This is a genomic window from uncultured Demequina sp., from assembly GCF_913055775.1.
Lineage (GTDB): Bacteria > Actinomycetota > Actinomycetes > Actinomycetales > Demequinaceae > Demequina.
In genome coordinates, this window is record NZ_CAJXJX010000009.1 from 1 (window position 1) to 22,043 (window position 22,043).

Here is a 22,043-nt window from a genome sequence, read left to right on the forward strand (position 1 = left end):
CCTCGCGATCAGCGCCGTCTACGAGCTGCTCGAGTGGGCGGCGGCGCTGGTTTCCGCCGAGGCCGCGGAGTCCTTCCTCGGCACCCAGGGCGACCATTGGGACACCCAGTCCGACCTCTTCTGCGCCCTGATCGGGGCGCTCGCCGCGCTGCTCCTGCTCCACGCGCCGCACGACCGCTCGATCGCCCGTCTGGATCGCGTCGGCTGACCCCGCCGAGGGGTTCCACCCGAGTCCGGGCGAGGAAAAGAGAACGGCCGCGCGGGCAGGTCAACCCGTGCGGCCGTGTCGTTTCGAAATCCGTTCGGAAGCGTCAGGCGGCGAAGCGCTCGGCGACCGCGTCCCAGTTCACCACGTTCCAGAAGGCGGCGATGTAGTCGGGCCGGCGGTTCTGGTAGTTGAGGTAGTAGGCGTGCTCCCAGACGTCGAGGCCGAGCAGCGGCTTGCCCGAGCAGCCGGCGACCGCCTCGCCCATGCAGGGGCTGTCCTGGTTGGCGGTCGAGCACACCGCCACCGAGCCGTCGTCCTTCTTCACCAGCCATGCCCAGCCGGAGCCGAAGCGGGTGGCCGCGGCGTTGGCGAACTCCTCCTTGAACTTGTCGAACGAGCCGAAGGCCGCGTCGATCGCCGCCGCCAGCTCGCCCGTGGGCTTGTCGCCGCCGTCGGGCGACATGTTGGTCCAGAACACCGAGTGGTTGGTGTGGCCGCCGAGGTTGAAGGCGAGGGCCTTCTCAAGGCCGGCGATGGCTCCGAAGTCTCCGGAATCGCGCGCCCCGGCCATCTTCTCCAGCGCGGTGTTCGCACCGGCCACATACGCGGCGTGGTGCTTGCTGTGGTGCAGCTCCATGATCTCGCCGGCGATGTGCGGGTCGAGCGCGCCGTAGTCGTACGTGAGGTCGGGCAGTGTGTAGTCAGCCATTGTTCCTCCTGCTTCGAGCGCGGCGAGGGGCGCCGCGCATGGTTTCCGGGGTGACTCGTCGAGCCTATCGCCGTGCGCTGCGACAAGGCGACAGGACCCGTGGGTGTCAACCTCGCGGAGGGGTTGAGGATTCCCCGGAAGGCGTTCGCGTGCGCCAGGAACGACGAAGGGCCGGTCACCCGTGACGGGTGACCGGCCCTTCGTTCAGCCGATGCGGTGGCTGGCTACTTCTTGGCGCCGCCGTCGACCTGCTCCCACTCGGCGTCGAGGCGCTCGTCCGCCTGCTCTGCCTCAGCGGCCTCGTCGAGACCGTGAGGCGCGTGCTCGTCGTGGTGGTGGCGCGCCTCCTCCAGCTCGGCCGCGGTGACAGGCTCGATGCGCTCCTCGAAGTAGAAGCGCGACAGCGCCTGCTTGAAGCGATCCCAGCGGTAGCCCTTGCGGGCGACACCGTGGTCGTTGAGCTCGGGCGCGATCTCGAGCGGCGTGTAGTTCTCGTACGACACCCGGAGCCACAGCTCCTGCTCGTCGAGGGGCTCGTGCACCTCGATGTACTCGCCGTGCTCGTAGCGGACGATGGTGCCCGTCTCGTGTCCGTGGAGCACGAGCTCGCGATCCTTGCGCTGCAGACCCAGACAGATGCGCCTGGTGATCCAGAACGCCAGCGGCGGCAGGATGAACACACCCCACTGGAAGAAGATCGTGATGTCATTGAGCGACAGATGGAACAGGTTCGCGACGATGTCGTTCGAGCCTTCGATGACCAGGATCACGTAGAAGGTGATCATCGCGACACCGATGCCGGTGCGGACCGGGACGTTGCGCGGTCGATCGAGCACGTGCTTCTCGCCGCGGTCTCCGGTGGCCCAGGCCTCGATCCACGGGTACAGCGCGATGAACCCGAAGAACAGCGCGGGAACGACGGCGGCCGGGATCAGTATGTTGAGGGACAGCGTGTAGCCGCCGATCACCCACTCCGTCGGGAGGCCGAAGAGCCATCCTGGCCACATGCGCAGCAGGCCGTCGACGAACAGGATGTACCAGTCGGGCTGGGTTCCTGCCGAGACGGGGGAGGGGTCGTACGGGCCGTAGTTCCACACGGGGTTGATGGTGAACAGCGACGCGACCAGGGCGATGATGCCGAAGACCACGAAGAAGAAGCCGCCCGCCTTGGCCGTGTAGACCGGGAACAGCGGAAGCCCCACGACGTTGCGGTGGCTCTTGCCTCCACCCGGGTACTGCGTGTGCTTGTGCAGGAACACCAGGAACAGGTGCAGCGCGACCAGCGCGAGGATGAGGCCGGGCACCAACAGGATGTGCGCGGTGAAAAGTCGGGGGATGATGTCCGTGCCCGGATACTCGCCGCCGAACAGCCAGTACGAGATGTAGGTGCCGATGATCGGCACGCCCTTGATCACACCGTCGATGATCCGCAGGCCGTTTCCGGAGAGGACGTCGTCCGGGAGCGAGTAGCCGGTGAAGCCGGCCGCGAGACCGAGGATCATCAGGGTGAAGCCCACGAGCCAGTTGAGCTCGCGCGGCTTGCGGAACGCGCCCGTGAAGAACACGCGGCACATGTGCACCATGATCGCCGCCAGGAACAGGAGCGCCGCCCAGTGGTGGATCTGGCGGATCAGCAGACCGCCGGGAACCTCGAACGACGTCTTGAGAGTCGAGGCGAAGGCCTCCGTCATCGCGACGCCGTGCATGGTGGCGAACGGACCCTCGTAGTGGACCTCGGTCATCGAGGGCACGAAGAAGGCCGTGAGGAACACGCCCGAGAGCAGCAGCACGACGAACGAGTACAGCGCGATCTCGCCGAGCATGAAGGACCAGTGGTCCGGGAAGAGCTTACGCGCGAAGAACTTGACGAAGCCGCCGATCGACGTGCGCTCGTCGACGTAGTTGGCGGTGCCGGCCGCGGCGGAGTTCAGCTTGGTGCCCATCAGTGGCTCTCCTCCTCGACAGTCGCGTCGCCGCCCTTGAGGCGGTCCCAGTAGGACGGGCCGATGGGCTCGTCGAAGTCAGCCTGGGCGACGATGTAGCCGTCGTCATCCACCGCAATGGGAAGCTGCGGGAGCGGCCGCTTGGCGGGTCCGAAGACCACCTTGGCGCCGTCGGCGACGTCGAAGGTCGACTGGTGGCACGGGCACAGCAGGTGGTGGGTCTGCTGCTCGTAGAGCGCGACGGGGCATCCGACGTGCGTGCAGATCTTCGAGTACGCGACGATGCCGTCGAAGGACCAGTCCTCGCGTCCCTCCTGGATCTTGAGGTCGGCAGGGTCGAGCCTGACCAGCAGCACCACGGCCTTGGCCTTCTCGGAGATGAGGTGGTGGTGGTCGAGGTCGTTCAGCCCCTCGGGGATGACGTGGAACACCGAGCCGATGGTGACGTCCGCCGCCCGGATGGGAGCCCCGTCGGGGTCGCGCGCGAGGCGGACTCCAGGACCCCACAGCGTGTGGCGGAACTTCGACACGTTCCAGTCGCCACCCATGTTCCCGATCTGCGGGACTAGGATGCCCAGAGGAGCGATCGCCAGCGCAGTGATGAGCGAGCCCTTGAGAACGCTGCGTCGCTTCGCACCGCCCAGACCGGAGTCCTCGACGCCGTCCTTGAGGTTCTGGATCGCGCCTTCGCGGGCCTCATCCGAGCTGCGGAGCTCGTGGCGGTCCTCGGTCATCTCGTGGTCGCGCATGAGGGTCTTGGCCCAGTGGATCGCGCCCAGACCGATGCCGATCATGGCGAGGAAGGTGCCGATGCCGATCCACATGTTGACCTGGCGGATCGAGTCGACGTCGCCAGGGTCGATGTCGTTGAGCGAGAAGTACGCCCAGATCGCGACCACGGTGCCGAGGGCGGAGAGCCCGAACAGCGCCGCGACCTGGCGCTCGGCCTTCTTGTCCGCCTTGTCATCGACGTCGGAGCGGCGCGGGCGGTGGTAGCCCAGGCCGGGGTTTTCGTGACCGTTCATCGGGTCGAGGTCGGTCTCGTGTTCAGTGCTGTGTTCAGGGGCACTCATGAGGAACGGGCTCCAACCCAGATGGTGCTTGCGATGATCAGTCCGAGCAGGACGATCCAGGCCCACATGCCCTCGGACACCGGTCCGATGGCGCCAAGGCTGAGACCGCCGGGCGAGCCGTTGCTCTGGAAGTCGAGGTAGGCGATGACGTCGCGCTTCTGCTCCGGAGTGACGTTCGCGTCGTTGAACACGGGCATCGACTGCGGGCCGGTCAGCATCGCCTCGTAGATGTGGGTCGGAGTCGTCTCCAGCAGCGACGGGGCGAACTTGCCCTGTGTCAGGGCGCCGCCGCCACCGATCGAGCCGTGGCACATCGCGCAGTTGGTGCGGAAGACCAGCATGCCGTTCGCGGCGTCGCCCAGCTCGGGGTCGACCTGCTCGGCCGTGGGAATCGCCGGGCCGGCACCGAGCGACGCGACCCACGCTGCGAGCTGCGCGATCTGCTCGTCGGAGAACTGCACCGGCTTGGCCGGCGCCTGAGGCCCGGAGGCCTGCATCGGCATGCGGCCGGTGCCCACCTGGAAGTCGACTGCGGCGGCGCCCACGCCCACGAGCGACGGCGCGACGCCGTCCTGGCCCTGGGCGTCGAGCCCATGGCAGGACGCGCAGTTGGCGGCGAACAGCCGCTCGCCGTCGGCGACGTCCTCGGCTGATGCCTCCGTGGTGGCGGTGGCGGGGGTGGGCGCGGCGATGGCCGCGATGCCCGTGATGAGTGCGAGCAGTGCCAGGACCAGCAGCAGCGGGGCTGCGCGGTGATGACGCCTGCGGGCGATCGAATGCATCAGGTGAGTATCCCTACTGAACCAGGTAGATCACGGCGAACAGGGCGATCCAGACCACGTCGACGAAGTGCCAGTAGTAGGACACGACGATCGTGGTGGTGGCTTCGTGCGTGCCGAACTTCTTGGCGGTGAACGAGCGGCCCAGCACGAAGAGCATGGCGATGAGGCCGCCCAGCACGTGCAGGCCGTGGAAGCCGGTGGTGAGGTAGAACACGGAGCCGTACGGGCTCGACGAGATCGTCAGCCCCTCGGACACCAGAGCGGCGTACTCGTACACCTGGCCCGCGATGAACACCGAGCCCATGATGTAGGTGAGCACGAACCACTCGTGCATGCCCCAGCGGCGCACGTTCCAGATCGAGCCTTCGCGGCGGCGCTGGTAGCGCTCGGCCGCGAACACTCCCGCCTGCGCCGTGAAGGACGACAGCACCAGGACTGTGGTGTTGGCCAGAGCGAAGGGGATGTTCAGCAGTTCCGTCTGCTCAGCCCAGACCTCAGGGACCTGCGCACGCAGGGTGAAGTACATGGCGAACAGTCCGGCGAAGAACATCAGCTCAGAGCTGAGCCAGACGATCGTTCCTACTGCTACCTGATTCGGGCGCGTCGCATGGATGGGAGACGGCACAGTCGTCGTCGCGTGGGACATGCGACCCATTATTGCCTAAGACTTAGGTCCTAGAAGCCAGAACGCGCGGACAGTTCCGGACGTTCCCGACGCGACCGGCAGCATGCCGTCCGGATCGTGCCAGAATGGACGCCATGACTGGCACTGGTGACGTGGCGAAGCGCGGCGATTCCTCGGTGGGAGCGGCGAAGGCTCGCATCCTTCTGTACAGCGACGACCGGAACGTGCGGGATAAGGTGCGGTTCGCGGTCGGATCCGCGACTCACGGCCGCCAGATCGAGTGGCTCGAGACGGCCACGCACGACGCCGTGATCGACGCCGTCGACAACCAGCGCTTCGACCTGCTGATCCTCGACGGCGAGGCGGCGAAGTCCGGCGGCATGGGCATCTGCCGCCAGATCAAGCACGAGATCTACGACTGCCCGCAGATCATGCTGCTCGTGGGCCGTCCGGGAGACGCCTGGCTCGCGACGTGGTCCGAGGCGGACGCCGCAGTGGCGCACCCGCTTGACCCGTTTGCGGTGCGCGACACCGTGGACTCCTTCTTCGCCCCAGCCGAGCACTCCGCCTGAGTCTTCCCCCAGCACCCACCGTCGAGGAGGCGCCGTGGCCACCCTGCAGTCATTGCTGTCGCGTCTGGTCGAGCACGAGGACCTGACCGCTGAGGAGACGGCCGCAGTCATGGACGACGTCCTCACGGACTCGGCATCACCGGTGCAGGTCGCCGCCTTTCTCGCGGCGCTGCGCGTCAAGCGGGAGACCCCTGCGGAGGTCGCGGGCCTCGCGAAGGCGATGCTCGACCACGCTGTGCGCTTCGAGGTTCCGGGCCGCTCGGTCGACATCGTCGGCACGGGTGGCGACGGCGCTCACACCGTCAACATCTCGACCATGGCCTCGCTCGTCATCGCGGGCACCGGATTGACCGTGGTCAAGCACGGCAACCGCGCCGCGACGTCCAAGTCGGGCAGCGCAGACGTGCTCGCTGCGCTGGGCGTCAACCTCGAGGCGTCTCCTGAGCGCGTGGCCGAGCTCGCCACCGAGGTGGGCATCACGTTCTGCTTTGCGCAGGTGTTCCACCCGTCGATGCGTTTCGCGATGCCCATTCGCAAGGAGATGGGCGTCCCCACGACGTTCAACATCCTGGGGCCGCTGACCAACCCCGCGCAGCCGCAGGCGACGGCGATCGGATCGTCGAGCATGCGGGTGTCGCCGGTGCTGGCCGGCGTCATCGCGTCGCAGGGGCGCGAGGCGCTCGTGTTCCACGGCGACGACGGTCTTGACGAGCTCGCCCCGACGGGCGCCGCGACTGTGTGGGAGGTGCGCGGGGGAGAAGTCACGGAGCTGCGGCTCGATCCCGTGGCGGACCTGGGTCGTGCCCGGATCTCCCTCGAGGACCTGCGCGGCGGTGAGGCCGAGGAGAACGCCCAGGTCGCCCGCGAACTGCTCGCAGGCAAGGCCGGACCGGTGCGCGACACGGTGGTGCTCAACGCCGCTGCGGGCATCGTGGCAGACGCGACGCTCGAAGGCACGGCGTCCGGCAGCATCGTCGAGCGCTTCAGCGCCGCGATGGCACTGGCTGAGCGGGCGATTGACTCCGGCGCGGCCGCGGACGTGCTCGACCGCTGGGTTGCCGCCACTCGCGCCTGACCACTCAAGCCTGAGCCGCCGCGACTGAGCGGCCTCGGCTGCTGACACCCGCATCGTCCCTGCTCCAGGCACGTATGCAGGCGGGCCGCACGCAACTTTCGTGCCGATTCCGGCATTCCGTTGGACTTGCACGATCGCATCGATATCGTTTTCGAACCGGCCCGCCGTGGGGTCGTGGTGGCGCCGCGCGTCGTCAGCGCTCCGCGGTGCGATGCCTGAATCGAACGCGTAAAGGAGCGCTCATGCGGTTCTCAGTCCGCCCCGCCGTGTCCCTCGCCCTGTGTGGCCTGCTGGCGGCGACCATCGGCCTCGTGCCAGCCTTCTCGACCACCGCCGTCGCGGCGACCACTGTCTCCTCGGTGGATTTCGAGGATGAGTCCACGGGTGACTGGGTGGCGAATGGGTCGCCGGTGCTGGACTACGTGACGGATGGGACGGTGCTGTCGATCACCCGGGCCGCTGACTATGAGGGCATCGCGCTCGGTGGTGTGTTCACCGGTGGAGAGACCTACACGTTCTCGATGAAGGCTCGGCTCGAGGATGGGGCGGCCGATGCGGGGGTGCGGTTCGTCGCCACGGATGACACGACCACGTGGGACTGGGTGGGCAACACCACGGTCACCGATGGTGAGTGGACCACCGTGACGGGGCAGTACACGTTCCCGGCTGGCGATGCGTCCGGGTGGAAGGTGTTCATCGGCTCGGACAACGCCGATCCCGACGATCCCTACGGGCTGCTGATTGACGACCTCTCGGTGGTGGCGGAGGACTCCGTCGACCCTGAACCGGAGCCGTGCGAGCCCTTCACGTCGATCGACTTCGAAGACGGCACCACGGGCACCTGGATCGCCAACGATGCCGCCACGCTCGCCGTGGTCGACGACGGCTCCGGGACCAACAACGTGCTCGAGATCACGGAGCGCACCGCGACTCACTTCGGCATCCAGTCGCCGACGGGCGAGTTCGACCCGGGAGTCGAGTACACCTTCTCGGCTGTGGTCGAGGTTCCCGAGGCCGCCAACGCGCGCTTCATCGCCTTCGACGAATCGACCGGAGATGTCTACAACTGGGTGGGCGACACCGCGATCGCTGGCGCGACGCCCACGACGGTCTCGGGGACGTTCACCTTTGGCTCAGACAGCATCGGCACCGCCAAGGTGTACATCGAGGTCGCGTCCCTGGACGACTACCTGGTCGACGACATCCTCGTGACGGCGCCGTGCGGCAGCGGTCCCGACCCGGATCCGTGCGAGCCTGAGACCGTCGTGATCGGCTCGTACGCGTTCGACGCCGGCATCGACCCCTGGTCGGGTCGCGGCGCTTCGGTGGCGCACAACGGTGCCGAGGGCGACGACGAGGCCGGCAGCATGGCGGTCTCCGGACGCACCGCGAACTGGAACGGCGCCCAACTCGACGTGAGCTCGCTGGTCACGGAGGGTACGTACACGGTCACCTCATCCGTGAAGCTCGTCGACTCCGCCGACGACGGTGCCGAGCTCAACATGGGCATGCAGACCCCCGGAGCCGACAACGAGTACCCCTGGGTCGGCAATCGTGCCGCGATCACCGCCGGCGCATGGGTGGAGCTCTCCGGTCAGTACACCGTCGACCCGTCGACGCCTCCGTCCGTCCTGTACTTCGAGTCGGGGGGCTCGCTCGCCGACTTCCTCGTCGACGACGTGACCATCACTCAGGAGACCTCGTGCGACGGAGGAGGCGACGGCCCTCCGCCGGGCACCATCGCGTTCAGCACCGACTTCGAGAACGGCGGGCTTGACGGCTGGGAGTTCCGTGACAACGGCGCCGAGGTGCCCGATGGAGCGCCCACACCCGGGGTCGAGTTGTCGACCGCGCAGTCGCAGAGCCCTGATCACTCGGCGGCCGTGGTCAACCGCACGTCCCAGGGTCACGGCATCCGCATCGAGGTCACGGATCTGCTCGAGACCGGCGCGCAGTACGAGGTGACGGCATCCTTCCGCTTCGCTGATGGCGAGGAGGCCGGAGACATCTGGATGTCGCTGCAGAATGGCGAATCCACGTTCTCGACGCTCGGGCAGTTCTCGGGCATGTCGAACAGCGAGTGGGTCACGGTCACCGGCACCTTCACGATGCCGTCGGTCGCCGCGGGTGACCAAGCGTGGATTTACTTCGAGACTGCGTATGACGGCGGCGCCGCGGGCAACACCTCGACGTTCTACGTCGACGACATCAGTGGCGTGGTGCCCGAGCCGCCCGTGGTGCAGGACCTGACACCGCTGAAGGACACGGTGCCGTTCCCCATGGGCGTCGCGATCGACTCGCGCGAGACGGTGGGTGCTCCCGCAGAGCTGCTGCTCAAGCACTTCGATCAGATCACGCCGGAGAACTTCATGAAGCCCGAGGCCTGGTACGACGCAGACGGCAACTGGTCGCCCAACTCGGGCGAGATCGATGCGCTCATGGACTTCGCGCAGGAGAACGACCTGGGACTGTACGGACACGTGCTGGTGTGGCACAGCCAGACGCCCGACTTCTTCTTCCAGCGCGACGACGGCACGTGGCTCGACGGCGACGTCCCCGCAGACCGCGAGCTGCTGCGGTCGCGCATGGAGGAGCACATCGACAACGTCGCTGAGTACCTCAGCGCGTGGGGCGAGTTCGGCGGCGACAACCCCGTGGTCGCGTTCGATGTGGTCAACGAGGTCATCGACGACTCGGCCGCGTACGACGACGGCATGCGCCGCTCGTACTGGTACCAGATCCTGGGCGAGACGTTCGTGGACGACGCCTTCCACTTCGCGGACCAGGCGTTCAACGTGGACCACGCGGCCTCGGGCGCGGACCGGCCGGTCACGTTGTTCATCAATGACTACAACACCGAGCAGTCGGGCAAGCGCGGCCGCTACCTGGGCCTCATCCAGCGTCTGATCACGCGCGGGGCACCCATCGATGGCGTCGGCCACCAGTTCCACGTCAACCTATCGCTCCCGGTGTCCAACCTCGAGCAGGCGATCGTGGATGCACAGGCGCTGGGCCTGATCCAGGCCGTGACCGAGCTCGACGTGACCACCGGAGTGCCTGAGTCCGAGGCGAAGTTCATCGACCAGGGCTACTACTACCGCGACGCCTTCGAGATCTTCCGCACGTACGCGGACGACCTGTTCTGCGCGACCGTGTGGGGCCTGATCGACTCCAGGAGCTGGCGCGACGACAACGGCGGTCCGCTCGTGTTCGATGATGGCTTCCAGGCGAAGCCGGCGTACTACGGCATCGTCGACGGCGAAGGAGGCACGGACCCCTTGCCGCCGCGCTTGCGGACGGCCAACGTCTTCGCGGGCTCCGTAGCGCTCGACGGAGACGCCACCACGTCGCCCGTGTGGGAGCGGCTGCCACTGCTGCCCCTCGAGGGTCACGGCGACTTCCAGTTCCGTTGGGCCGAGGATCACCTCACGGTGTACGTGACCGTGGAGGACGGCACGGCCGATGCGGCTGACGGTCTCGAGTTCACGCTCGGCACCACGGATTTCACGTTGGGGCGGGACGGTGCGGGCGACGTGGACGGCGTCATCAACGAGACCGGCACGGGCTACGACGCAGTTGTGCACATCCCGCTCGCGGCAGCCGCGGAGGGTGACACGATCGAATTCGATGCTCGCATTGTCGACGGCTCGGACACCCATGGCTGGAACACTCCCGGCGTGACCGGCACGCTCACGCTGGTGGAGGAGTTGTCGTACACCGAGATCCCGGAGGCGGACGAGGCGCCGGTGATCGACGGTGACAAGGAGTCTCTGTGGAGCGGCGCCTCCATGATGGAGACTCTCAAAGAGGTCTCCGGCACCGGTGGTGCGATCGGCACCTTCCACACGCTCTGGAAGGGCACCACCCTCTACGTCTACGCGGAGATCGCCGACGACGTGATCGACGTGTCCGGATCCGACCCCTGGATCCAGGATTCCGTCGAGATCTACGTCGACGCTGGGAACTTCAAGAACGGCGCGTACCGCTACGACGACACGCAGATCCGCATCAACGCGGACAACGTGGTGTCGTTCGGCACCGGCGACGAGACGTTCCAGGCCAACCGGGTCGAATCGGCGACCTCGGTCATCGATGGAGGCTACGCGGTCGAGGCGGCGATCTCGCTCCTCGAGTACGGAGGGGAGGGAACGTTCCACGGGCTCGACGTCCAGGTGAACGACGCCACCGCGGGCGCGCGCGACGCGATCCGCGACTGGGCGGACCCGACGGGCGCCGGGTATCAGTCCACCGCTCGCTGGGGCGTGGCCCGGTTGGTCGCAGCCGAGGACGGCAAGCCCGGCAACGGCGGCAAGCCCGGCAATGGCGGCGGCAACCCCGGTGGCGGCCCGGGCCATGGGAACGGTGCGCCGCCCTTCCTCAACGAGGATGGCGTACTCGAGCTGCCCAACGGCAAGCTCGTGGCTCCGGGGTCGGCGAGGCCCGGTCAGCGGATCACGCTGGGCGTAGGGACACAGCACAGCGGGACCTCGTCGTTCACCGTCCTGTACTCGGAGCCGGAACTGATCGGCACGGGCATCGTGTCACCTGAAGGCACGTTGAGCGTGACGATTCCTCTGTCGACCGCGCTAGGGGAGCATACGATCGCGGTCTACGACGCCGAGGGGAACGTGCTCGGGTGGGCGCCCATCAGCATCGTGGCGTCCGACGCAGCTCTGTCGGACACGGGAGCGCCAGGCTTCCAGATTCCTGTGGCCGTCGCGCTGCTGCTCCTGTTGGCAGGCGGAACGATGGTCCTCAGCTCGCGTCGCCTGCGAGCCGACGCGCGCTGAGCGAAGCCGTCCGGTCCCCGCGCCGAGCAGTCAGCGCGGGGACCGGCGCCTGTCCGTATCTCCCACGGTGTCGCGGTCGGATCGACGCGCTTCGACCCACCTGCCGTAGCGCCCGGGCCCCGCGACAGGGGAGCTCCACTCGCCGTCGACATACAGCAGGCGTGTCCCCGGCGCCTCGAGCCACCGCAGGATGAGCTCCTGCTCCTCGATCAGCGGCGTGAGGCCCAGATCGAGATCGGCCGCCTGGTCGCGCAGTTCACTGGCCGCGTTCCACACTCCGCTCTCGACCCGACGCGAGCCCGTCAGGCATCCACTGGCGACAGAGATCACGTCCCACCGGTCGTCGATGCGGCGAACAGCGACGATGCGGCACGCCCGGAGCGACCGTAGGCGCTGCTGGCGTATCGCGCCATCGATCAGCGAGCTGAGTCCGTCGCGGACCTCGCGGGCGCGCTCGTAATCGAGCGACTCGGCATACGCGGCGACTGCGGACTCGAGTCTGTCGACCACGACCGAGACCTCGCCGTCGACAGCGGCCCCGGCGGCGGACGTGACTTCGCCGTAGTCGGCGTCCTCGCCCCGAACGCACGGCGCCGAGCAGGCGCCGGTGTCCTTCAGCAGACACGCGCGCGCGCCCGCGCGAGGCACGATCGGCAGTCGCGTCGTGCAGGTCCTGATCGCGAGGGCGTCCTGAAGCACGGAGATCGCCTCCCGCGCGGCGCCCGCCGAGCGCATCGGCCCGAGCCACCCGGCCTGACCCGAAGCTGAGCGGGACACAGACAGTCGCGGGTAGCGCTCGTCGGTGAGCTTGACCCAGGCCGTCTGCTCCGGTCGCATGGAGCGTCGGTTGTACCGCGGCCGGTGCTGGTCGATCATCCGCACCTCGAGGATGTTGGCCTCGAGTTCGGTCGCGCACACGGTCGTGTCGACGTCGGTGGCGAGCTCGAGCATCTCTCGGATCCCGCGGCGGCTCTCGCCTCGCGTGAAGTAGGACTTCACGCGGGAGCGCAGGTTGCGCGACGTGCCGACGTACAGCGCTTCGCCCCGGGGTCCGCGGAAGACGTAGACGCCGGGCTTGGTGGGGAGGCGGTCGGCCATGGTGGCCTTGCGGCGCACCGTGCTCGGCACCGGGTTGCGCAGAGCGTCGAGGTCCTCGCGGTGGGTGATGCCGAATGCCGCGAGCCTCTCGAGCATGCCGTGGAGGATCTCCGACGTGGCGCGAGCGTCCTCGAGAGCCCGGTGATTGGGCGTGACACGAGTCCCGAACACTCGCGCCAGAGTCGCAAGCTTGCGGTTGGGCGCCTCTTCCTTGGTCACAGCGCGGCGCGCGACCGTGACGGTGTCGACGACCTCGGGGTGAGGCCACGCGTACCCCTCGGCCGTGCAGGCGGCCCTCAGGAAGCCCACGTCGAACCGAGCATTGTGGGCCACGAGAACCGCGTCGCCCAGGAACTCCAGGAAGCTGGGCAGCACCTCGTGGATGCGAGGCGCGGCCGTCACCATGGCATCGGTGATGCCGGTGAGCGCCACGATCATCGGCGGGATCGCCATGCCCGGGTCGACCAGCGTCTGGTACTCGCCGATGACCTCGCCGCCGCGGGTCTTGACCGCGCCGATCTCGGTGATCGCACAGTCGTTCGGCGACGCACCGGTGGTCTCGAGGTCGACCACGACGAACGTGGTGCTCGACAGGGGCTCGCCGATGTCGACGAGGCTCGCCTGTGCGGGTGCGGTCATGGTCAGACGGTAACCCGGTCCACTGACAAAGCGGACTTCCGAGGCCAATGTCAGAGGCCCGTCATAGCCTGCGAGGCATGATCATCGATTGCGATTCATGCGAGGTCCGGGGAAAGGCCTGCGGCGACTGCGTCGTGTCCTTCCTCACGATCCCGGTGCGCCAGCCGGAACCCGTCCACATGGACGACGATCAGGCCGCTGCGGTGGACGCCATGGTGCAGGGCGGGCTCGTGCCGCCGCTGCGCCTGGTCCCAGGGGAGCGGGCCAGTTGAGGACCCCGCGGGTTGTCAGCGCTGGGAGTGCTTCGACGTGTAGATCGCGTCGATCTCGTGGGAGTACTTCTCCAGCACCCTCGCGCGCTTCACCTTCATCGACGGCGTCAGCATGCCGTTATCGATGGTGAGGTCGTCGTCGAGGACGCGGAAGGTGCGCACGGACTCAGCCTTGGAGACCGCGGTGTTCGCACGGTCGATGGCGTTCTGCACACGGGCGAGGATGCGCTCGTCCTTCGCGGCCTGCTCCACGGTCATCGGCTCCATGCCCTTGCTCTTGAGCCATCCGGGCAGCGCCTCCGCGTCGAGGGTGACGAGAGCGGCGATGAACGGCTGCGCGTCGCCAACGACCACGCACTGGCTCACGAGGACGTACGAGCGGACGCGGTCCTCGAGCTCGGCGGGCGCGACGTTCTTGCCTCCCGCGGTGACGATGATCTCCTTCTTGCGTCCCGTGATCGTGAGGTAGCCGTCCTCGTCCTGGTTGCCGATGTCGCCGGTGTGGAACCACCCGTCCTGAATCGCGGCGGCCGTCGCGTCGGGGTTGTGGTGATAGCCCTCGAAGAGCTGCTCGCCGCGCATCAGGATCTCGCCGTCCTCCGCGATCGTGACCTCGATGCCGGGCAGCGGCGGTCCGACGGTGCCGATCTTCGACAGCTCGGGGAGGTTCACGTGCGACGCGGCGTTTGTCTCGGTGAGGCCGTAGCCCTCGAGCACGGTCAGGCCGAGCCCTCGGTAGAAGTGGCCCAGGCGGTCGCCCAGCGGCGCCGAACCCGAGATGGCCCAGTGCGCTCGGCCGCCCAGGACCTCGCGGATCTTCGCGAGCACGAGTTTGTCCGCGACCGCGTGGCGCAGCCTCAGTCCCATGCCCGGCCCGCCGGCGTCGAGCGCCTTCGAGTAGTCGATCGCCTGCTTCGCGGCCCAGCGGAAGATCTTGACCTTGCCGCCTTCGGCGGCCTTCTGCTCGGACGCGTTGTAGACCTTCTCGAACACGCGGGGAACCGCGAGCACCAGCGTGGGGTGGAAGGACTGCATCGCCGGCACGAGCTTCGACGGGTCGGGGCAGAACCCGATGACCATGCCCGACGCGACCAGCGCGATCTCGACCAGGCGCGCGAGCGAGTGCGCGAGGGTCAGGAACAGTACCGTCGAGGCGCCCTCCTCGAAGAGGACGGCGCCCATCTTGTCCTGGATGCCGGTGATGTGACGGACGTAGGAGAAGTGCGTGAGCCTCACGCCCTTGGGCCTCCCCGTGGTCCCCGACGTGTACATGATGGTCGCGAGCGACTCGTGGCTGAGCGTCGCGATCCGTTCCGCCAGCGTGCTGTCGCTCACGCCTGTTCCCTGGGCCACGAGATCGTCGAGGGCGCCGTCGTCGATGGTGAGCACCGTCTCGAGGGGGCTCTCCTCGTCCGCGGCCGCGGCCCGTGCGCGCGCGGTGTGCTCGGCCGTCTCGGCCACGACGACCTTGACCCCGGCGTCCGAGGTGATCCAGTCGATCTGTGATTCGGAAGACGTGTCGTAGATGGGCACAGGAACAGCGCCAGCGGACATGATGGCGAAGTCGAGGATGGTCCACTCGTAGCGCGTGCGAGACAAGATGGCGACCCGGTCACCCGTGGCGACGCCCATCGCGATCAAGCCCTTCGCGACGTCGTTGACGTGCTTCTGTGCCTGAGCGCCCGTCACATCCACCCATGCGTCATCAGCGTCGGGATATCGCATGACCACCCTGTCCGCGTGCTGGGTCCACGCGGCGGTGACGAGCGCGATGATGCTGGGCGGATAGTCGATCGCCGGGGTTCCCATGGGTGTCTCCGTTGGCAGTCAGGATGGTGCCGCTCACGATACTCTTTTCGGTGAGTCCCGACCTACCCGCTAAGGAGAACTCGTTCATGCATGCCATCGGCGTCGACATCGGCGGTACGAAGATCGCGGTGGGCGTCGTGGACAACGATGGCGTGATCGTCGAGAAGGTGCGTCGCAAGACTCAGCCGGAGGACGCCGCGAGCATCGACGCCGCGATCGCCGATGCCGTGGCCGAGCTGGCGCAGCGCCACGAGTTCCACCACGTGGGGCTTGCTGCTGCGGGCTTCGTGTCGTCGGATCGCCGCCGCGTGCTCTTCGCGCCGAACATCGCGTGGCGCGAGTACGACCTCGCGGAGAAGGTCGAGGCGCTCATCGGGCGCGATGACGTCCGGGTCGTGGTCGAGAACGACGCGAACGCCGCCGGCTGGGGAGAGTACCGGTACGGCGCGGGCCGCGACGTGCGGCACATGATCATGCTGACGATCGGCACCGGACTGGGAGCGGCGATCATCTCGGAAGGCCAGCTCCTGCGCGGCGCCTACGGCTTCGCTGCCGAGCTGGGCCACCTGCGCGTCAAGCCGGGCGGGCACCCGTGCGGTTGCGGCCACCGTGGCTGCTGGGAGCAGTACGCCTCCGGGTCCGCGCTCGTGCGCGAGGCGCGCCGCGCCGCCACCGAGCGTTCCGTGCGTGCAGCGGGCCTGATCGCACGCGCTGGCGGCGATCCCGCGAAGATCATCGGGCCGCACGTGACGGCCGCGGCCGAGGACGGCGACGAGCTCGGCATCGAGCTCCTTGCGGAGCTCGGCGAGTGGATCGGCGCCGGATCGGCATCGCTCGCCGCGGTGCTCGACCCCGAGGCCTTCGTCGTGGGTGGGGGAGTGATCGGCGCGGGGGAGATGCTGTTGGCCCCGGCCCGCGAGTCGTACCTCGAGCACCTGCCGGCTCTCGGACACCGGCCCGTCGCACCAATCGTCGCCGCGGCCATGGGCAATGACGCCGGCATCGTCGGCGCTGCGGCACTCGCCCGCGAGGCCGGGCTGACGCAGGACTGAGGGAAGCGAGGAGCCGTCACGGCATGAGCGCCTACTACACGCTGTTCAAGCATGTGCTGATCGGGCCCCCGCTGAAGGGCTACTACCGTCCGTGGGTGGAGGGCACCGAGCACATCCCCGAGACGGGCGGGGCGATCCTGGCGTCGAACCACCTGGCGGTCTCTGACTCGTTCTTCCTGCCGCTCGTCATCAAGCGCAAGGTTGTCTTCCTCGGCAAGTCCGAGTACTTCACCGGCAAGGGCGTGAAGGGCTACGCGACGCGTGCGTTCATGGAGGGCGTCGGCACCATTCCCGTGCATCGCGGCGGCGGGAGGGCCTCCGAGGCGGCGCTGCGCACCGGTCTCCAGGTGCTCCAGTCGGGAGAGCTGCTCGGCATCTACCCCGAGGGCACTCGCAGCCCCGACGGCAGGCTCTACCGAGGCAAGACGGGCCTCGCCCGCATGGCGATCGAGGCCGGCGTCCCCATCATCCCCGTGGCGATGATCGGCACGGACGTCGCCCAGCCCATCGGTCAGAAGGTGCCGAGCCGTACGGACATCGGCGTGCGCATCGGCCCGGCGATCCGGCTCGATGCCCACGCGGGCCGTCAGGACGACCGCGAGGTGCTGCGCGACGTCACTGACGCCGTCATGAAGGCCATCCAGGAACTGTCCGGCCAGGAGTATGCCGATCGCGATGCCGCGCAGTACAAGCGCGAGCTCGAGAAGCGCTCCAGGGGTGCCGAAGGTCCCTCTGCCTGACCTCCAGTGACCCCCCTAGAATGGGCGGGTTACACCACACCCAAGAAAGGTTCACCATGTCGGTCCGTCGTGTCGCCCTGCTCACCGCAGGCGGTTTCGCCCCGTGCCTGTCCTCCGCCGTCGGCGGTCTCATCGGTCGTTACTCGGAGATCGCTCCCGAGGTCGAGATCATCGCCTATCAGCACGGCTACTGGGGACTGCTGCAGGGCAAGTACGTCACGGTGTCCGATGAGGTGCGCGAGAAGGCCGGCATCCTCCACGAGTTCGGCGGATCGCCCATCGGCAACTCGCGCGTGAAGCTCACCAACGCCGAGGACTGCGTCGAGCGGGGCCTGGTGCAGGAGGGCGAGAACCCGCTCGAGGTCGCCGCGAACCAGCTCAAGGCTGACGGCGTCGACGTGCTGCACACCATCGGCGGCGACGACACCAACACGACCGCTGCGGACCTCGCAGCGTTCCTGAAGGACAACGGCTACGACCTCACCGTCGTGGGCCTGCCCAAGACCATCGACAACGACGTGGTGCCTATCAAGCAGTCGCTCGGCGCATGGAGCGCGGCCGAGCAGGCCAGCGTCTTCGCGCAGAACGTCATCGGCGAGCACCGCTCGGGCCCCCGCATGCTGATCGTGCACGAGGTCATGGGTCGCGCCTGTGGCTGGCTCACCGCAGCTTCGGCCCTGAAGTACCGCCAGTGGCTCGACACGCTCGACTTCGTGCCGGAGATCGGCCTGTCGCGAGAGCGCTGGGAGATCCACGGCCTGTACGTGCCGGAGCAGTCGATCGACCTGGACGCCGAGGCGACGCGCCTCAAGGCCGTCATGGACGAGGTCGGCAACGTCAACATCTTCCTCTCCGAAGGCGCCGGCGTGCCCGAGATCGTCAAGGAGATCGAGGAGTCCGGCGGCGAGGTCGCTCGCGACCCCTTCGGCCACGTGCGTCTCGACGACATCAACCCCGGTCAGTGGTTCGCCAAGCAGTTCGCGGAGCGCATCGGCGCCGAGAAGGTCATGGTCCAGAAGTCGGGCTACTTCTCGCGCTCCGCACGCGCGAACGCGCAAGACCTGCGCCTCATCAAGTCGATGACCGACTACGCGGTCGAATGCGCCTTCAAGGGCGAGGCCGGCGTGATCGGCCACGACGAGGAGGACGGCGGCCGTCTGAAGTCGATCGCGTTCCCGCGCATCGCGGGGCACAAGCCGTTCGACATCGAGACGCCCTGGTACACGCGTACCCTCAGCGAGATTGGCCAGGCCTGACCGGATGAACGAGGCAGCCCTCGAGGCCGCCGGCGTCGATTCGTACCGCACACGCGAGGCGAAGCAGCAGCCGACGTGGCCTGACCAGGACGCGCTCGCGCGCGTCACCCCCCGACTCGAGCAGGTCCCTCCGCTGGTGTTCGCCGGCGAGGCGGACGTGCTGCGCGAGCATCTTGCGGCCGCGGGCCGCGGCGAGGCCTTCGTCCTGCAAGGCGGCGACTGCGCGGAGATCTTCGCGGAGGCGACCGCGGATCGGATCCGCAACAAGATCAAGACCATCCTGCAGATGGCGGTGATCCTGACCTATGGCGCGTCGACGCCGGTGGTCAAGATCGGACGCATGGCCGGGCAGTACGCCAAGCCGCGCTCGGCGGACACCGAGACGCGCGATGGCGTCACGCTGCCCACGTACCGGGGCGACATCGTCAACTCGCACGCCTTCACCGAGGAGGCCCGTGTTCCGAACCCCGAGCGGCTCATGGACGCGTACCACGTGTCCGCATCGACGCTCAATCTGATCCGCGCGTTCACGCAGGGAGGCTTCGCCGACCTGAGGCTCGTGCACGCCTGGAACAAGGGCTTCGCGGCGAACCCGGCGTACTCGGCGTACGACCGCATGGCGGCGGAGATCGACCGCGCGGTGCGCTTCATGGGCGCCGCGGGCGGGGACTTCGATGCGCTCAAGACCGTCGACCTGTTCTCGAGCCACGAGGCGCTCTTGCTCGACTACGAGCGAGCGCTCACGCGCATCGACTCGCGGTCTGGTCGGGCGTACGACTGCTCGGCGCACTTCCTGTGGATCGGCGAGCGCACGCGCGAGCTGGACGGGGCGCACGTCGAGTTCATGTCGAGGATCCACAACCCGATCGGCGTCAAGCTGGGCCCGACGGCCACGGTGACCGATGCGGTTGCGCTCGCGGAGAAGCTCAACCCCGACAACGTCGAGGGGCGCATCACGTTCGTGGCGCGCATGGGCGCTCAGCACGTGCGTGAGGCGCTGCCGCCGCTCGTCGAGGGCGTGCGGGACGCAGGGCTCAACGTGACCTGGCTGACGGACCCGATGCACGGCAACACGTTCACGTCGGACTCGGGCTTCAAGACCCGTCGCTTCGAGACCATCCTCGACGAGGTCACCGGCTTCTTCGAGGTGCACGGCGCGGCCGGCACCGTCCCTGGAGGGCTCCACGTCGAGCTCACCGGTGACGACGTCACCGAAGTCATGGGCGGCACCGAGGAGATCGACGACGACGGGCTCGCCCGGCGCTACGAGACCAAGGTCGACCCGCGCCTCAACCACCAGCAGTCGCTGGAGATGGCGTTCAAGGTGTCGGAGCTGCTGAGCGCGCGTTAGTCAAGCGACCCCAGAACTGCGGAGGGCCGATGCGCGGGGGGACCCGCGCCTCGGCCCTCCGTTGCGTCTGGCGTCAACTGTCGTAGATGAGCGTCACGGTGTCGCCGACCTCGAGCTCGGTGCCGGGATCCGGCCGCTGATCGACCACGAACTCCGGCGTGGTCCACGGCCACACGTTCGCCGCCTCGAGGTTGACCTCGAGGCCCAGCTCCTCGAGCTCGGTGGTGGCCTGCTCGACGCGGTTGTACGTGAAGTCCGGCACCGGAACCAGCGGCGGCCCCTCGGACACGACGATGGTGATCGCCTGGGTCCTGGTGCCCTCGGCGCCGGCAGACGGGTCCTGGCTGAAGACGTAGCCCTCGGGCTGGTCGAGCGTGCGCTCGTAGGTCACGGTGACATCCATGGCGTCGCGTTCGAGGCGCGCGATCGCGTCCTCCTCGATCAAGCCGACCACGTCCGCCACCTCGATGGGCGCGGGACCGTCGGACACCTCGAGCGAGATCTCGGTGTCATGCCGGATGGAGGAGCCTTCCTCCTCGGAGATCCCCGTGACGATGCCTTGCGGAACCGTGTCGGAGAACGTGCGGTCGGTCTCGCCCACGGGGAAGCCAGCGTCGCGCAGTTCGGTGATGGCGTCATCCTCGGACAGCCCGAGGACCGCGGGCACGGTCTCCTCGCGGGCGCCGTCGGAGACCACCAGGACGACCTCGCTGCCATCCGGCGCCTGCGAGTTCATGGTCGGTTCGGTGCCGATCGCGATGCCTTGGGCGATCGTGTCGTGGAACTCGTTGTCGATGATGACGGAGAAGCCCAGGCCCTCGAGGATGCCGCGTGCCGCGTCCTCCGGCTCGCCCTGCACCGAGGGCACCGTGGTATAGGCGCCGGGGCCCACGGAGTTGTACCACCACAGGCCCAGCCCGCCCAGGACCAGGAGCGTCGCGAAGACGGCTCCCAGCCACCAGCCAGCGCGGTGCTTGTTCTCCTCGGGCTCGATGGCCTCGGGGTCGTCCAGCAGCTCGGCATCCATGACATCGACCGCGATCGCGTCGCCGCCCAGGCCGATCGGCAGCGCGATGGTCGAGCCCGCGGGCTGGTCCTCGAGCACCGTGGTCTCGCCCTCGTCGTGCTGCACGGGGACCGCGCCCGACGGGGGATCGGCCCGGCGCGCGAGGGTGGGCTCGTCGATGAGAGTGCGCGCGGCACGCACGAGGCCCAGGGCGGCGCCGGCGTCTGCCGGCCGCACGGATGCCTCCCTCGCGGTGAACGACGCCACCAGCTCGTCGAGCTCGGGTGGCAGCCACGGGGCGGCAGCGGACGGCGGCGGGACGTCCTCGTGAACGTGGCGTGACGCGACGCCGAGCGCAGTCTGCGCAGTGAAGGGCTGCCGGCCGGTCACCATCTCGTACAGCAGAATGCCGGCCGCGTAGACGTCGGCGCGGGCATCGGCGTCGCCGCTGGCGACCAGCTCGGGGGCCAGGTAGGCGACGGTGCCGAGGAGCATTCCCGACGTCGTGCTCGTGACCTCGGTGACGGCGCGCGCGAGGCCGAAGTCGGCCAGCTTGGGCTGCTCGGTGTCGTCGAGCAGGACGTTCTCCGGCTTCACGTCGCGGTGCACGAGGCCCTTGTTGTGCGCGGCGGCCAGGGCGTCGAGCACGGCCTCGGTGATCGCGAGGGAGTCGCCGACCGTGAGGGTCAGTTCGTGGGACATGCGTTCGCGCAGGTTCTCGCCCTCGACGTACTCCATGGTCAGGTACGAGACCGAGCCATCGATGCCCTGGTCATACACGCGGACCATGCCGGGGTGCGTGAGCCGCGCGGCGGCCTTGGCTTCGCGCTGGAAGCGGGCGACGAAGTCCGACTCGCTCGCGTCTGCGGCGAGGTGCGGGTGCATGACCTTGAGCGCGACGTCCCGCTCGAGGCGCTGATCGTGTGCCACGTAGACCGTCGCCATGCCCCCCGCAGCGATGCGTTCGCGCACCTCGTAGCGGCCGTCGATAAGACGGCCGATCAGCGGGTCGGTCATCGTGTCGGACACAAAGGTCATTCTAG

The 22,043-nt window shown here is 68.2% G+C and carries 17 protein-coding genes; 9 read left to right on the forward strand and 8 right to left on the reverse strand.

The window, feature by feature from the left end; translation table 11 throughout:
• Positions 1–208 (forward strand): DUF2238 domain-containing protein (locus QZ483_RS01725; protein ID WP_297081257.1); only part of this gene is annotated, 208 nt, incomplete at its 5' end.
• Between the two features lie 103 nt (positions 209–311).
• On the opposite strand, the gene QZ483_RS01730 is transcribed toward QZ483_RS01725, so the two are convergent.
• From QZ483_RS01730 to QZ483_RS01750, 5 genes are all read right to left on the reverse strand, one after another.
• Positions 312–917: a superoxide dismutase gene (locus QZ483_RS01730; protein ID WP_297081258.1), complete on the reverse strand. Its 606-nt coding sequence runs from the start codon at positions 915–917 to the stop codon at positions 312–314.
• A 224-nt stretch (positions 918–1,141) separates the two neighbouring features.
• A complete protein-coding gene (locus QZ483_RS01735) occupies positions 1,142–2,860 on the reverse strand; it encodes a cytochrome bc complex cytochrome b subunit (RefSeq protein WP_297081259.1) in 1,719 nt (572 codons plus the stop codon).
• Positions 2,860–3,885, reverse strand: coding sequence for a ubiquinol-cytochrome c reductase iron-sulfur subunit (locus QZ483_RS01740; protein WP_297081286.1), 1,026 nt, complete (start codon positions 3,883–3,885; stop codon positions 2,860–2,862). The genes QZ483_RS01735 and QZ483_RS01740 overlap by 1 nt, the downstream gene beginning before the upstream one ends.
• A 44-nt stretch (positions 3,886–3,929) precedes the next feature.
• Positions 3,930–4,715: a c-type cytochrome gene (locus QZ483_RS01745; RefSeq protein ID WP_297081260.1), complete on the reverse strand. Its 786-nt coding sequence runs from the start codon at positions 4,713–4,715 to the stop codon at positions 3,930–3,932.
• 13 nt (positions 4,716–4,728) lie between these two features.
• Positions 4,729–5,361 carry a heme-copper oxidase subunit III gene (locus QZ483_RS01750; RefSeq protein WP_297081261.1) on the reverse strand — a complete coding sequence of 211 codons (633 nt, stop codon included), beginning with the start codon at positions 5,359–5,361 and terminating at the stop codon, positions 4,729–4,731.
• Between the two features lie 113 nt (positions 5,362–5,474).
• Between QZ483_RS01750 and QZ483_RS01755 the strand changes: the two genes are divergently transcribed.
• The 3 genes from QZ483_RS01755 to QZ483_RS01765 all read left to right on the forward strand — a co-directional run bounded on the left by QZ483_RS01755 (position 5,475) and on the right by QZ483_RS01765 (position 11,777).
• Positions 5,475–5,912 (forward strand): hypothetical protein, encoded by a 438-nt coding sequence (locus QZ483_RS01755; protein WP_297081262.1) that lies wholly within the window; start codon positions 5,475–5,477, stop codon positions 5,910–5,912.
• A gap of 34 nt (positions 5,913–5,946) precedes the next feature.
• Positions 5,947–6,987 (forward strand): anthranilate phosphoribosyltransferase, encoded by a 1,041-nt coding sequence (gene trpD / locus QZ483_RS01760; protein WP_297081263.1) that lies wholly within the window; start codon positions 5,947–5,949, stop codon positions 6,985–6,987.
• Positions 6,988–7,229: 242 nt separating this feature from the next.
• On the forward strand, positions 7,230–11,777 hold the full coding sequence (locus tag QZ483_RS01765) for an endo-1,4-beta-xylanase (protein ID WP_297081264.1): 4,548 nt from the start codon (positions 7,230–7,232) through the stop codon (positions 11,775–11,777).
• A gap of 30 nt (positions 11,778–11,807) precedes the next feature.
• Here QZ483_RS01765 and QZ483_RS01770 read toward each other — a convergent pair whose 3' ends face one another.
• Positions 11,808–13,514: a DEDD exonuclease domain-containing protein gene (locus tag QZ483_RS01770; protein WP_297081265.1), complete on the reverse strand. Its 1,707-nt coding sequence runs from the start codon at positions 13,512–13,514 to the stop codon at positions 11,808–11,810.
• A 77-nt stretch (positions 13,515–13,591) separates the two neighbouring features.
• On the opposite strand from QZ483_RS01770, the gene QZ483_RS01775 reads away from it, so the two are divergent.
• A complete protein-coding gene (locus QZ483_RS01775) occupies positions 13,592–13,786 on the forward strand; it encodes a hypothetical protein (RefSeq protein ID WP_297081266.1) in 195 nt (64 codons plus the stop codon).
• Between the two features lie 15 nt (positions 13,787–13,801).
• Here QZ483_RS01775 and QZ483_RS01780 read toward each other — a convergent pair whose 3' ends face one another.
• Entirely contained in the window at positions 13,802–15,595 is a 1,794-nt protein-coding gene (locus tag QZ483_RS01780) for a long-chain fatty acid--CoA ligase (RefSeq protein ID WP_297081267.1), read from the reverse strand.
• A gap of 86 nt (positions 15,596–15,681) precedes the next feature.
• Here QZ483_RS01780 and QZ483_RS01785 point away from each other — a divergent pair, with 86 nt between their 5' ends.
• From QZ483_RS01785 to QZ483_RS01800, 4 genes are read left to right on the forward strand one after another with little or no spacing between them, the layout of a single operon-like run.
• On the forward strand, positions 15,682–16,647 hold the full coding sequence (locus tag QZ483_RS01785) for an ROK family glucokinase (RefSeq protein ID WP_297081268.1): 966 nt from the start codon (positions 15,682–15,684) through the stop codon (positions 16,645–16,647).
• A 23-nt stretch (positions 16,648–16,670) separates the two neighbouring features.
• Entirely contained in the window at positions 16,671–17,387 is a 717-nt protein-coding gene (locus tag QZ483_RS01790) for a 1-acyl-sn-glycerol-3-phosphate acyltransferase (RefSeq protein ID WP_297081269.1), read from the forward strand.
• 56 nt (positions 17,388–17,443) lie between these two features.
• The gene (locus tag QZ483_RS01795) at positions 17,444–18,643 is read left to right on the forward strand and encodes a pyrophosphate--fructose-6-phosphate 1-phosphotransferase (protein ID WP_297081270.1); all 1,200 of its coding nucleotides are present in this window, start codon (positions 17,444–17,446) and stop codon (positions 18,641–18,643) included.
• A gap of 4 nt (positions 18,644–18,647) precedes the next feature.
• Complete coding sequence (locus QZ483_RS01800; RefSeq protein WP_297081271.1) at positions 18,648–19,994, forward strand: class II 3-deoxy-7-phosphoheptulonate synthase; 1,347 nt, start codon at positions 18,648–18,650, stop codon at positions 19,992–19,994.
• Positions 19,995–20,067: 73 nt separating this feature from the next.
• Here QZ483_RS01800 and pknB read toward each other — a convergent pair whose 3' ends face one another.
• Positions 20,068–22,029: a Stk1 family PASTA domain-containing Ser/Thr kinase gene (gene pknB / locus QZ483_RS01805; RefSeq protein WP_297081272.1), complete on the reverse strand. Its 1,962-nt coding sequence runs from the start codon at positions 22,027–22,029 to the stop codon at positions 20,068–20,070.
• Between the last annotated feature and the right edge of the window lie 14 nt (positions 22,030–22,043).

What these genes read in the sequence shown, in the direction of transcription:
- QZ483_RS01785 (WP_297081268.1), top strand. Translation starts at nt 15,682, where the DNA reads ATGCATGCCATCGGCGTCGACATCGGCGGTACGAAGATCGCGGTGGGC.
- QZ483_RS01740 (WP_297081286.1), bottom strand. Translation starts at nt 3,885, where the DNA reads ATGAACGGTCACGAAAACCCCGGCCTGGGCTACCACCGCCCGCGCCGC.
- QZ483_RS01750 (WP_297081261.1), bottom strand. Translation starts at nt 5,361, where the DNA reads ATGTCCCACGCGACGACGACTGTGCCGTCTCCCATCCATGCGACGCGC.
- QZ483_RS01770 (WP_297081265.1), bottom strand. Translation starts at nt 13,514, where the DNA reads ATGACCGCACCCGCACAGGCGAGCCTCGTCGACATCGGCGAGCCCCTG.
- QZ483_RS01745 (WP_297081260.1), bottom strand. Translation starts at nt 4,715, where the DNA reads ATGCATTCGATCGCCCGCAGGCGTCATCACCGCGCAGCCCCGCTGCTG.
- QZ483_RS01775 (WP_297081266.1), top strand. Translation starts at nt 13,592, where the DNA reads ATGATCATCGATTGCGATTCATGCGAGGTCCGGGGAAAGGCCTGCGGC.
- QZ483_RS01795 (WP_297081270.1), top strand. Translation starts at nt 17,444, where the DNA reads ATGTCGGTCCGTCGTGTCGCCCTGCTCACCGCAGGCGGTTTCGCCCCG.
- QZ483_RS01730 (WP_297081258.1), bottom strand. Translation starts at nt 917, where the DNA reads ATGGCTGACTACACACTGCCCGACCTCACGTACGACTACGGCGCGCTC.
- QZ483_RS01800 (WP_297081271.1), top strand. Translation starts at nt 18,648, where the DNA reads ATGAACGAGGCAGCCCTCGAGGCCGCCGGCGTCGATTCGTACCGCACA.
- QZ483_RS01735 (WP_297081259.1), bottom strand. Translation starts at nt 2,860, where the DNA reads ATGGGCACCAAGCTGAACTCCGCCGCGGCCGGCACCGCCAACTACGTC.
- QZ483_RS01790 (WP_297081269.1), top strand. Translation starts at nt 16,671, where the DNA reads ATGAGCGCCTACTACACGCTGTTCAAGCATGTGCTGATCGGGCCCCCG.
- QZ483_RS01765 (WP_297081264.1), top strand. Translation starts at nt 7,230, where the DNA reads ATGCGGTTCTCAGTCCGCCCCGCCGTGTCCCTCGCCCTGTGTGGCCTG.
- QZ483_RS01755 (WP_297081262.1), top strand. Translation starts at nt 5,475, where the DNA reads ATGACTGGCACTGGTGACGTGGCGAAGCGCGGCGATTCCTCGGTGGGA.
- QZ483_RS01780 (WP_297081267.1), bottom strand. Translation starts at nt 15,595, where the DNA reads ATGGGAACCCCGGCGATCGACTATCCGCCCAGCATCATCGCGCTCGTC.